Raw genomic sequence first — 12,452 nt, forward strand, 5'->3', positions numbered from 1 at the left:
CCGCGACTCGTTGGTACAACTCGATCGCTTCGTCAGTTCGTCCCGATTCAACCTCCGCCTCAGCCAGGGCACGCATGTCACCGACGCGTCCGGCGATTGCGCCCTGACGAAGGAGCTGGTCGTACCGATTTTGCGCCTGAACGAACCGCCCTAGCAGCTCCTGATCGTCGCTTTCCACGTAAAGGTCTCGCAGCTTGCGCCAAGCGTTAGAGTCGTTGCCCGCAGCGAGCTCTGCCTCGTCGATTGCGTCGAGGCCGAGAAGAAAATCGACGAGACTGGACCGAGACACTCCGCGATCTGCCGCGTTGAGAGCCGACTCGATGGCCGCGTCGCGATCACCTGTCGCAGCGGCGAAGCGGGCGTAGGTCATGGCGACCAGCGGGTCGTCCTTGGCCGATTCGTAACCGGCGGCGAGCGAGGCTCGGATGCGATCGACCGGCTGACGCAGCCGCAGCTCGATCACGCCCGCCGCCGCGGGGAGGCGTCCGTCGAGCGGAGCGTTCAGTCGAGCACGGTGCAGGTCGCCAGCGATCCGCAGGCCGATGTCGTTCAGTGTCACGCGAATCGTCTCGGCCTCGTCTTCGGTGAGGTCGCCCAAGCGCACCTGCTCGTCGAGGCGAGACAACTGATCGTCCACCGCACGCCAACGCACGGTCGCCAGCGTGTATTGCAGGCGCGGGTCATCTGGCCGGAACGACGCAGCCTGTTCCGCGGCCGCGATGGCTTGGATCAGGTTCTCGTCTGTCGATCGCCACGAACCGCCGAGTGATCTGCCGGCATCGAACAGCACCGCCTCGGCCTGCGCGTCCTTGCGAGCGTCCAGGGCCGCCCAGCCGCCCGCGACCAATCCGATCAAGCCAACCGAGACCGCCACTGCCCTTCCGATCCGTCCGTCGATCACGCGTTCGCGCCAGCCGATGCCGACAGCGAACAGCAACGCCGTCGCGACGGCGATCGCCGGCACATACTGACCAAAGTCGGAGATCGAGCCGACGAGGATCGCGGTGACGCCCATCGCAACGCCGGCCGCGGCTCGGGTCGAGGTCGGTGCCCGCTGGCGTGTCGCCGCGATCACTTCGCGCACGACGATCGCCAGGAACGCGACCGCCAGCACGACGCCGGCGATGCCAGTCTCGAACAGGAGCTGGACGAAGGCGTTCTCGGCGTGCGTCGCTGTCCCGCCGCCGACGTCGTTGCCGCGGAAGTGCGGATAGACGTCGCCGAAAGTGCCGATTCCGGTGCCGACGATCGGGAACGATTGCCACGCCGCCAACGCGTCACGCCAGAGCAGCCAACGAATCCCTGCCGCCTGCTCGATCGCCTCGCCGCCGGCGAGCGTGCCGAGTCGATCCAGGACAACCTCGATGCCCGCCGCCAGCAGTCCGATGAACGCGAGCAGCGCTGTCGCGGAGCCGAGCAGGAAGACGCGCGATCGCACCGCCTCGTCGTCGCGTCGCTTGGCCGCGAGCGACTGAACGACGAACGCGGCGACCAACCCCGCCGCCATACCCAGCGTGCCGCCACGCGTCAGGCTCACCGGAACGGCGATGATCATGACGATCAGCGCCCCGGAAACGAACTGCAGCTTTCGGCCGCTGGTCGAGTGCAACGCCCGATCGACGAACCGCCGAATCTGAGCGGATGGTCCAAGCGAGCGCCGCTCGCGCCCGGACGACGAGCGTCCCTTTGCCAGCAACATCAGCAGCAGGCCGATCCCGGCACCAAGGCAGACGTTGACGAACTGGCCGAAGTGACTGTGGTTGAGGAACGGCCCGCTGTAGCGATGGCCGTGCGACGTGAAGCCGGCGAGCGTTGGGACAGCAAGCTCGCCTGTGAGTCTCTGGTAGAGGCACCAGCCGGCGACGAGCGTTCCGACCAAGGCCATACCCATGAGCAGCAGTCGCGTTCGCCCGGACTCGCCGACGACCTGGAAGGCCGCAACGAACGCCAGCACGACCATGATGAGCACGCGGATCTGCCGCTGGCTCGCCAGCGGCGAGAGACTCAACGGGGCACCTTCAACCCGTGCCTCAACCGTTGCCGGCTCGACGTCCGTCACCGGCAACGCCTGCAGGTCGGCCAGTCGCTCGGTGCGGAGCTCACTGCTGTTGGACGAGAGGACGTCTGCGACGGGTGTCGGCAGCGAGACCACCTGCAGCACCGCAAGTCCGATGAACAACACCATCGGCAGGAACGTCCAGCTCCACCGGAAGCCGCCGCTCCGTGCCGGCGAGGCGATGACGCGAGACGCACAAGCGGCCAGGATCGCCAGCGTGCAGATGACGATGAGGCCGGTCTCCGCCCAAGGCTCGGTCGAGCCGAGTGTGAAGGCACCGAAGGCTACCGCGATGATCAGGAGGACGACGGTTGCGTTCGCCAGTCGGGCCCCGTTGCCCTGCATCGGCGGGCGGCGGTCGCGGATGGCATCGCTGGCGTGCGAGCGAGCGTCGCGCGACGAACGTGGCGAGTCGAAAGCGGTCACGGAGTCGGCCTTGGCACCACGCGTTTCGGTAGCGGTTGGCACGATCACACGTGGCCGTTGGAGCCGTTCTGGCTGCCGTTGACTGGCGTGTCAGCGTGGCCGTTGCTCTGTGAGAACGTCGGTTGATCGCCGTTGCCGCTGATGCGTACAGGAGCGAGGCGTTTCGTGGCCGTGCCGTCGCCGTAGATGTACCCGCCGTACGGGCCATAAGCGCCGTAGCCAGAGCCGTAGCCCCGTCGCGACGGCTTGACGTCATTGACAGCCGCACCGACCACGGCCGCACCGGTTCGCAGCAACCCATCGCGTGCATGCCGGGCGGCACGTCGGCTCGTCTGCCCGACACGTACCACGAGCAGCGTTGCGTCGCAGACGGCACCGAGGACGCGGGCGTCCGTCACCGGCAGCACCGGTGGCGAATCGATGACGACGCGATCGAAGCGGTCGGCCAGCTCGTTCAGCAGGTGAACGAACGCTTCGCTGTCGAGAAGCTCGGCGGGGTCGCTGGGCAACGGACCACAGGGCATCAATGTGAGGTTCTCGACGCCGGTCTCGTGGACACACTCTTCGAGCGTGGCTTCGCCCGAAAGGACCGACGTGAGTCCGTGCGGCATCTCGTCATCGACGGGCTCGGCGCTCGGATCCGGCGTGAGCCAGTACTTGTGCAGCCGCGGCTTACGGCAGTCGGCGTCGATGAGCAGTGTGCGACGGTCCAGACGTGCCAACGACGTGGCAAGGTTGCTCGCCATCGTCGTCTTACCGTCGCCCGAAACGGCACTGGTGACCAGGATGACCCGAGCCTCGTCCACCCCGACTTCACCGGCGGCCACACGGTCGGCGGCCTGCTGCTGGAGGCCGGACATGAGAACGGTGCGGATGTGCCTGTAGGCCTCGCTGGTCGAGCTGCGCGGGTTCTCGAACATGTGCCGGGCACGAGTGCCCGAGTTTTCGCCAGCGTAGCTTGGCACGAGCCCGAGGATCGGCAGCCCGACGGCGTCCTCGACCTCCTCAGCCGACCGGAGCCGCGGATCGAGCCACTCCTGAAGGAACGCCAAGCCGAATCCTGCCATCAGACCCAGAACCAGGCCCATACCAAGGAGCTGCGTCTGGTTCGGCTCGACCTGGTAGCCAAGACCTGGCTCTTCCAGAATCTCGGGCTGCAGTGGCCCACTCGACTCGGCAACGTTGATCGCATTGACACGAGACGACAGCGTGCTGAGCCAGTCCTCGGTCAACGCAAGGTCGCCCTTCACCTTCTCATTCAGCGACAGTCGGCTGTTGAGTTCGAGGAGTTCTGACCGACGCTCGTCGTACTCCTTTTGCAGCTCGCTTACCCGTGCGGCAGCAACCGCGTTGCGGCGTTCAAGGATGCCCAAGCGATTGTCGAGATCGGTCCTTCGCATCGCCTCGACCTCGCGTTCGAGGTCTGCGATCTTCTGGCGAAGGCGCAACACATTGGTGGCATTTTCACCACTGGTGTAGGTCAAATCACGGACTTGTCGGCGAAGCAAAGAAAGCTCCGCTGCGACCGCACCAGACGCACCGCCGTCCTCAAGCTCGGGTAGCAGAACGTCCAACATCACCGCATTGCCCTCGGCCGACTTGACGGCATCGAGCGTGAGCTTGAGGTCGCGGGCTTCTGATTGAGCGCGTAGGAGATCGCCGCTGAGCTTCTCAAGCTCCAGCCCCTCAATCGTGCTACTGCGGCCGCTGTTTAGGTCGAAGCTGCCGATCTCCCGGCTGAGGTTGTTGCGCGTGGCCCAGAGTTCCTCGCGCTTTCGCTCGTGCGTCTCCCGGGCAGTGCGTAGCTGCTCAAGCGTCTCCGCAGCGGTGTTACGATGACTGTCAGCTGTGAAATCGAGATAGGCCTGCAGAACCGCAGTCGTGATGATGCGAGCGTCTTCCGGGCGGTCAGCCCGACTCTGGATGAAAACGGAGCGGGTCGACTCTTCAGTGGACACGCTTACCGCCCGGCGCAGTCCACTCAGTGGATTGTCGAACGTGTCGAAGCTTGGTAAGTCGGCAACTCCGACACGCTGGACAGCCGTGCCGAGAACCTTGCTACTGCTGATGATGCTCGCCTGCTCAGCCAACGAGGAACGCCCGTTGAGCGCGTCCTCAGTCCCGAGTGCGGTTACTGCTCCCGCTCGGATGTAGAGCTTGGTACTACTTTCGTATACCGGTTCCGTGTTTCGGTAGATCCCATACCCGCCGGCGATGCCGAGGATGGTCAGGATGACGATCGTCCAACGTCGCCGCCACAGGACCTTGGCGATGTCGATTTGAGGGCCTTCGTCCTCCTCATTGCTGCCGATTGTGACTTCGTACGGCTGCGCGACCGCTGGCGTTGAGCGGGTCGACGTCCTGCGCAGGGCACGACCGCTCGCACCCGACGGCGGTGCGATCGGTGGAACCAAGGCGCTCGTGCCCGCGTGCTCGTCGTTCATTGCTGTCAAGACCTCATCCCCTTCGCCAGTTAAACGTCGCAGGCTGCACTCGTGTTCCCATCAGGATTCGTCCAATCGGCCTCGCGACGCTCACGTGGCACTTGCGCTCTCGCAGACTAACCGGCGAAGCCACTGCAGGCGAGCCAAACCCGACAGTTTATACGGTCGGTCTGTGGAAACGCCCCGGCACATTCGCCAGGGCGTCGGATACGGGAAGAAACGTCGCTTGGATGTCCAGGCCGATTCGCCTCGAAGGATTCGAGCCGACAAGCCGACTACGGCCGGAACGGACCGAGTGGCGGACGCCGGAACGGGCTGAGTGGCGGACGAGTGAAGTCCGGCAGGCTGCCAGTGATATCCGGGACGACCTCATCGTCCTCTTCCATCCCGGCGTCGGGTGCATTCGGTGAGGGGCTACTCGAAGCTCCGCCGGGCGTGCCGCCGGGATTCAAGCCGGGACGCGACGGGATCGCGTTGCTGCGACGGGTCTCAACCGGCACCACGACGCGTCCACCCGCGTAAGGGTCGAGCACCGTGACGGTCGGAACCATCGGACGGGCGGACCGGAGCGAACGCTCCTGGGCCTCTGCCGTGACGAAAAGACCAATCCCACCTGCGGCAAGAAGGCCAAGGGCTGCGAGCTTCGTTGCGTGCTTTGCCATTAGTTCTCCAGACGTCCCCAACAGTATCGGCCAACCACGGCCGCCTCAATTGTCAAAACGCCACACCGCCCAACCATTGAGCCATCAACGCTTTCGGCGAAGGCCGAACAGTCCGGCGAGACCAACCAGACCGGCCACCGCAGGCTCAGGAACGACGACGAGGTTGTCGTAGTAGGCGGTTCCGGCGAGGGGGACGGCGCTGAGATTCTGGTCGAAGCCCAGGAACGTCACGCCGCGGAAGTCATTCGTGCGACCCAGCCCGTCGACATCGCCAAACGTCTGCCCCGCTCGGAAGTCGAACGTCCCGATCAGGCCGCCGTTAACAAAGAGGTCGTACTCCTTGGCCGTGTAGTCGAGGACGAGGTCGAAGTCGTTGTAGACGCTCAGCGGGACAAATGTGCCCGTGCCGACGAAGTCGAATGGCGTGGCGCTGTTGACGAAGACCTCGCCGGTCGACGGATCGACAACAAACTCACCCGCGATCGACTGCAGGCCAGTGGGCGTGGAGTTCGAGCCGAAAACCGTGAAGCCGAAGATCGGCCCCTCGGCGAGGTTCTGCAGCACGTTGAGTGCGATGCCCGCCTCAACCGGACCGTCCGGGACGACGTCGGGGGCGATGATGACGCCGTAATCGCCGTTATCGAAGCCGCCTGGCTGATCGACGAGATCGAACTGGACACCGTCGGTTCCCGCAACGCCGATGGTCGAGGCGACCGTCGCGTTGGCGGAGTTGCTGGTCCCACGGAACTGCCACACCTTGTCGGGCGATCCGCCGCCCTGGCCCTCAAGGCCGACAAAGTTGAAGCCGCTGCTTGGCACCTCGAAGCCGAGCACGTCGTAGTTGATCGATGCCGACGCCGAACCAGCGGCGATCAGGGTCGCCGCGCATGCGGCCTTTGCGATGGTGTGCATAGCTCTCAGCTCCCGTGTGCAGTCTCTGCCTGGTGCGACCGAGCCGGATGCAGTCCCTCATCCCAGGAGGCACGGCCGCCGCCGGGAAAGTAATGGCTCGCGGGTCGGTGTCAAGAAAATCTGACCGCAACCCGAAGTTGTGTCGCGGCATCATTCCGCGTCGTCTGCAGAGCGGCTGGCGGCACTGACTTCCTGTCGCACTGTGTTCAGCCGATCCCGTAGAGCCGCTGTCGTCGTGCGAACCGCCATAGCCCGCTCAGCCTGCCGCGCCGAAGTAGATGCTTCTCGAAGCTCGCCCTGCAGCACGTACATCTCCGCGAGGTGCACGTGCCATTCGGGCTCTTCCGGCTGCTGCTCGATCGCGCGCTGGATGTACTCGATCGCGTCGGCGACATTGCCTCGCCGGGCGGCGATTGCGGCGCGCGTGTCCAAAATCGCCGGGAACGCTGCCGACTCGCGCACACGGTCTTCCGTCAACAGCGGTGCGACCAGTCGTTCGGCCTCTGCAACCTCGCTGTCGCTCCCTTCCAGAAGCAGCATGGCGAGGTTGTTGCGCGCGATGACGCGACCCGGCTCGTCGCGGAGTGCCCGCTCGTAGCTGGATCGAGACAGGTCTTTCACACCTGCCGAACCGGCGAGAATGCCGATCCGCTCCCACACGGCCGGTCCTGCGTTGTCGTCAACCAGCTCGCTGACACGTGTCACCAGGGAAGCGAGGCGATCGAGCAGCTGGCGGTCGCCAGAAGCCGTCACGGCTGAACTGATCGGAACGGCGACCTCCAGCAAAGCGTTCGCCGAGGCATCGGGCACGCCCAGAACAGCGTCCGCCGCGTTGACGAGCCCACGACGGCCACGGGCATCGTCGGTCGAAGCCGCAAGTGCCGCCGCCCGGAGCCACGTCGCCCGCAGCGGCGAGTCGGTTGGAGGCGGCGTCTCACCGCCGAGTGTCTCAACCGCTCCGCCAGGGTCAGAGTTTGCGATCCTGGCCTCGGCTTCCAGGGCAATCAAACCTTGCGAGCGGTTCTGGCGGTTGACGCGCTGCAGCCGATCGACTGCGACGGCAGGACGCCCGGCCGCCAGTTCGAGCCTGGCAATCGCGACGTCGACCACCTCGAACGCCTGATCGGCAGCGCCCTGCTGTCGCAACCGCTCGCGCCAATCCATCGCCGCCTCGATCGCGGCCTCGAGCTGGTTCTCTGCCGCCAAGGCATCGACGAGCAACCGCTGCGGTTCAGGATTCCGACGATCCGCCCGGGCAGCCGCACGGGCCGTCTGAATCGCCCGCTCGGTGCGACCGGACGTCGTGTCGATGATCGCCGACAGCTCCAGCAGCGATCGCACGTCGGCCAGCAGCGGGTCACGGCGAAGCGTGTCGAGACGGTCCGCAACCTCGCCAACATCGACCTCCGAGCCCATGTCGCGTATCAGCTTGACGGCCTCGACCAACAGGCGAGCGCGCTCGGCCGACGGACGATCGACCACCGCCACCAGCGTCTCGCGCAGCCGACTCGCTGGGGCCGACGTCGCGTTGAGCAATCCGACCGACTGCGGGACCTCGTCGGCGAACAGCTCGAACGGCACCGCATGATCCTCACCGACTGAATCGAGCTGCTGCGACGCCTCGCGAGAGAGTGAAGCTGCCTCTTCCACGCCACCCCCGCTGAGCGTTGCCAACACACCCAGCCGCCACGCCGCGAACGCGTTGGATTCTCGTGCACGCGCAAGGAACACGGTCGCCGCCTCGTCGAGCCGGCCGCCGGCCAGCAGAACCGAACCCCGAATCAGCTCGACATCCAGATCACTCGTCCCGTCGCCGATCAGTGTCGCCAGCCGCTCGGTCGCGACGAGGGCATCGTCAACGCGGTTGAGACGGGCCAATGCCTCGGCTGCGAAGACGACGACACTTGGATCCTGCGACGCTGCCGCCTGTTCGATGGTCTCGGCATCCAGCCGCCCAGCCCGCGCGAGCAGCGTCAGACGTGACGGCGTCAGACGATCACCCTCGTCCGGCATGAGAGCGAGCACCCGCTCGTACTGACCCTCTTGCTCCAAGAGCGTCATCAAGCGAGCCAGCTGTGGCCGCGTGAGTCGATCCGTCTGCGACTCGAGCTGCCGAAGATGGAGGTCGATCGGCTCGTTGCGTGCGGCCAGACGTGTCGCCAACTCCAGCCGCAACGCCGTATTCCTCGGCGCGGCCTCGACGGCTGCGACGAGCTGAGCCTCTGCCTCGTCGGGGACGTCAAGCCGATCGAGCACCGCCGCCAGAATCAGGCGGCCCTCGGCGTACGCGGGGTAGCCACGGGTGACGGCACCGAGATCGATCGCGCGATCGCGAAGCACGGCCTCTTCAACCTCGCCGTCCGGCTTGGCAAGGTCCAGCCGGGCCAGCCGGACTGGCCAGTTTGCCCCGGTCTCACCAATCGCCTCGGCTGCCGCGGCAGTGAGTCGGCGTAGCAGCGTCCACTGCTGCAGGTCGTCCGCGCGGAGCGCGTTGAGTCGCCAGATCGTCTGAACCAGCAGCATGTCGACCGTCTCGGCATCGGCCGCCGCTTCGGCGATGTCGATCGAGCCGTCAACAAAGTCGTCGTTTCCACGCGAGGCAAACAGCTTCAGATGCGGCGGAAGCAACTCGTCGTCCACCGCCGTCCCCGTGAGCACGTCCACGAAGGCGGCGGTCATCGGATCGATGTCGGGCCTGGCTCGAACCTGGTCGATGAGTGCCGCGGCAACGTTCGGACTCGACCGCTGCATCGCCTGCATGAGGCGCAGCACCAGCCCTTCGTCCAGTTCGGCGACAGCCTGGGCGTCGAGACTCTGCGATGCCAGTGCCTCTCGAAGCACGGCTAGCAGCGGATCGTCAGCCTCGACCTCTTCGAGCAATCGCGTCGCCTCTCCAACATTCCCAGATGCGAGCAGCAGCATCGCCGTCTCGCTGACCGCGATCGGATCCTCAGCAAATCGCGCTCGCATCGCGGCAAGGACGGCTGACGTCGTCTCCAGGTCACCAGAAGACGCAGACGCCTGCGCCAGAAGCACCATCGGCCGCAACGACGGCCCGGTCGAAAGCAGCTGCCGCGCCACATCGGTCGCCCCGATCGGCTCTTCGAGATCGAGCAGCGCCTCTGCACGCTGCAGCGCGAAAGTCGGGTGTCCGTAGATCGACAGCGCCGCCTCGGAAGACTCCAGACGCTCCAGTGGCGTCGCCATGCCGGACGCGGGTGCGAGACGCAGATAGCTGCGGCGATCGGCCTGTGTTTGCCAGGTCGACAAGACACTCGACCACGCCCTGGCCGATGAGCCCTCAGGCCGAGCTTCGAGGCTCTCGATCAGCTCTTCTGCCGGCTGATCGAGCTCGAGCATCGCGAGTCCGCGAAGACCGAACAGCTCGCTCTCGGAGATCGGGTCTGCGTTGCTTGTCAGGTCGAGCAGCGCTTCCCACTCGCCCGCCAACGCGAGACGATTCGCGGCGAGGCGAGCGATGCCGATGTCGACGTCGGACGTCACCCGCGCGGCCGCCGTGGCAAGAACACGCGTCGCTTTCTCCGACAGGCCACTCGCGTCGAGCAGAACCATGAGCTGACGCAAGGCCCGCGCTTCGTCGCCGGCTTCGGAAGCTGCGAGCGACGACCCGCCCAGAACGGCCTCTGCCGCACGATCCGCGAACTGGACCAGCTCGTCGCGGTCGTTCCGCCGGGCCGCATCCGCGGCAGCAGCAATGTCGACGCGCGGGTCGCCGCCGTGAGCCTCGCGAAGCGTTGCCAACCGCGCTGCCGCCGCCTCGGCACCCACATCGGGGATCGCGTGTTGAAGATCGATCGCAAGATTCAGCACGGCCGCGTCCAGCGGAATGACCGCGAGATACGCATCAGCGGTTTCGAGGGCTTCTTCCAACCTGCCGCGTGCAGCCAGAGCGGATGCCCGCAGGCGAAGCTGCTCCAGCCGGTCCTCGTCATCTGCGGTGACGTTGGGGTCGAGGTTGCTCGTCAGATCGAGCAGTTCGTCCCACGCGCCGACTGCCAGGTACAGCCGCGCAAGGCGACGCCTAGCCGTCTGGGCCCGCTCGGCTCCGGGGAAATCAGTCAGGTACTGCTGGTAAAACGCAACCGCCTCGCTGAGGTGGCGATTGTTGGGCGATTCGACCTCTTCGCGAGCTCTCGCGTACGTGAACAGCGGCCTGGGTTCGTCGCGTCCGGCGTAGTTGATGTATGTGCCAGACTGGCGAAGCGCATCCTCGTAGCGGGCTTCCTCGAGCGCGACGTACGACTGATCGCGCGTCTCGATCATGTGCCGACGAAGTCGCTCCTGTCGGATCAGCACGAAGGCCACCGCGCCCGAAACCAACATCGCCACGATGACGCCAGCGATGATCAGCCGCCGCTTGCGATCGACACGTCGTGATCGGCGCGGGGCGACTGCGGGTGCAGCGGTGCGGGCAGACGGTTCAGTGGTCACGCGTGTCGAACTCCAGATCCTGACTTTCCCCCGCCAGCCCGTGTGGGCGTTGCGCTCCGGACCACGGGCCAAACCCTACCACACGGCAGCAGACGTGTCCCGCACAGCCGATCGCCTCCAACGCGACCCAGGCGATGACAGCGCTGGCGGCGTGTGATGGTTATGAGACGGCCCAGCGGGTGAAGGAGTTCAGACGAGGCCGGTCGATGTCGTTGGAGATGCCAGCCACACCTCCTGCCGCACACGCCAAATCCCAGTCGCGACGCTCCATCGCCGGAACGATCCGACGATCGACCCCATCCGCCGAGACGGCCGGATTTTCGGATGCGACGGCTGGAATGGCGATGGCATTGCGTGCGGGCCGGCTCAGTCTGCTGTCAGCGCTGAGCCGCGATTTTGCCGGGCGGACGCAAGATGTCGCCATCGAACGCGCCGCCGATCGCCTCGCCGACGCCGCCGAATCGGGCCATGCGACCAAGTCTCTCGAAGCCCTCGTCGAGCTAGCGGCCGCTTGCGATGACCGCGCCCGTCTCGTCAGCCGTCGCGCTGCCTGAGTCTTCGGGGAGTGACCGCAACCGCTCGACCAACTCGTCTTTGCCGGCCGACTCGAGCCGGGCGAGCAGAATCTCGTGCTCGTCGGCGTCGTCGGCGGACCAGCTGCGGGTATCGACGTAGGTCCAACTCACGCCCAGCCGCTGCTTGGGCACGATCACCAGACGCCACTCCGGCCAACCCTTGAGCGGGCCATCGACCGACGTGCCGGGCGGACCGTCGATGACGACCACGTGCACTGCCGCCGCGGCGAGGATCCAGCCGCCCAGAAGCAGCGTGCCGACGATTCCTCGGACAAGGAACGTGAGCCAGGCGATGGGCGAGAAGAACTTCATCGTCAGAGCAATCGAACCCGGGCAGGCTCTACACGGTGCTTATCGGACGTTTTCCGCGCCGATCGCTACTCGACCAGCTCGCCGACCGGAATCTCGTCGTCGTTTGACGGTGCTGACGCCTGTGGCGACCCGGCGAGAATGATCTGGCCGTAGTAGTTGGACGTGAACTGCCTTCGTGCGGCCTGCTCGTCGAGGTCAACGAGCCGCCGAAGCTTCTCCACCAGCTCCGCCGCCTCGGGATCGGACGCCTCTGCCCGATGGACGGCCTGCTGCTGTTCGTGGTCGCGAAACCGCAAAATCTGCGTGATTCGCTGATGCGGCTGGTTGTCGTGCTGGCGGTACTCGTGGTCGAGACTCTGGAAGACCTCGAATGCCCCGTCGGCGACGCCAAGCCGGCGAAAACAGGCGACGAACTGCCGCATCAGGTCATCGTGCTCCCTGAGACGGTGCCGCGGGACGAGATAGCTGTTGGTCTGAAGAAGCATCAGTCGGCTCCGGCCGGGCCGGACGCTGGCACCGTACGACGGCTGCGCGTGGGTCACAAGATGCCGGACGCGGCTGCGGCAGGACCGATAGGCTGCTGCGATGCCCGACCCGAGTGCGATCGATGACC

Annotated in this window: 7 protein-coding genes; all 7 read right to left on the minus strand. The window is 65.9% G+C overall.

Features of this window, described 5'->3' with window-relative positions:
- The coding region (locus AAGI46_10950; protein MEM1012721.1) for an O-antigen ligase family protein at nucleotides 1-2,524 on the minus strand (2,524 nt) is incomplete at its 3' end.
- A gap of 2 nt (nucleotides 2,525-2,526) precedes the next feature.
- Nucleotides 2,527-4,926, minus strand: a complete 2,400-nt coding sequence (locus tag AAGI46_10955) for a polysaccharide biosynthesis tyrosine autokinase (protein MEM1012722.1) — start codon at nucleotides 4,924-4,926, stop codon at nucleotides 2,527-2,529.
- Between the two features lie 275 nt (nucleotides 4,927-5,201).
- Entirely contained in the window at nucleotides 5,202-5,588 is a 387-nt protein-coding gene (locus AAGI46_10960; GenBank protein ID MEM1012723.1) for a hypothetical protein, read from the minus strand.
- 84 nt (nucleotides 5,589-5,672) lie between these two features.
- Entirely contained in the window at nucleotides 5,673-6,500 is an 828-nt protein-coding gene (locus AAGI46_10965) for a PEP-CTERM sorting domain-containing protein (protein ID MEM1012724.1), read from the minus strand.
- Nucleotides 6,501-6,650: 150 nt separating this feature from the next.
- Nucleotides 6,651-10,952 (minus strand): hypothetical protein, encoded by a 4,302-nt coding sequence (locus AAGI46_10970; protein MEM1012725.1) that lies wholly within the window; start codon nucleotides 10,950-10,952, stop codon nucleotides 6,651-6,653.
- Nucleotides 10,953-11,452: 500 nt separating this feature from the next.
- Nucleotides 11,453-11,839: a hypothetical protein gene (locus AAGI46_10975; protein ID MEM1012726.1), complete on the minus strand. Its 387-nt coding sequence runs from the start codon at nucleotides 11,837-11,839 to the stop codon at nucleotides 11,453-11,455.
- 65 nt (nucleotides 11,840-11,904) lie between these two features.
- Nucleotides 11,905-12,452, minus strand: a 548-nt coding sequence (locus AAGI46_10980) for a hypothetical protein (GenBank protein ID MEM1012727.1), incomplete at its 5' end; no start/stop codon positions are given.

The organism is Planctomycetota bacterium, assembly GCA_038746835.1.
Taxonomy (GTDB): Bacteria; Planctomycetota; Phycisphaerae; order Tepidisphaerales; family Tepidisphaeraceae; genus JBCDKH01.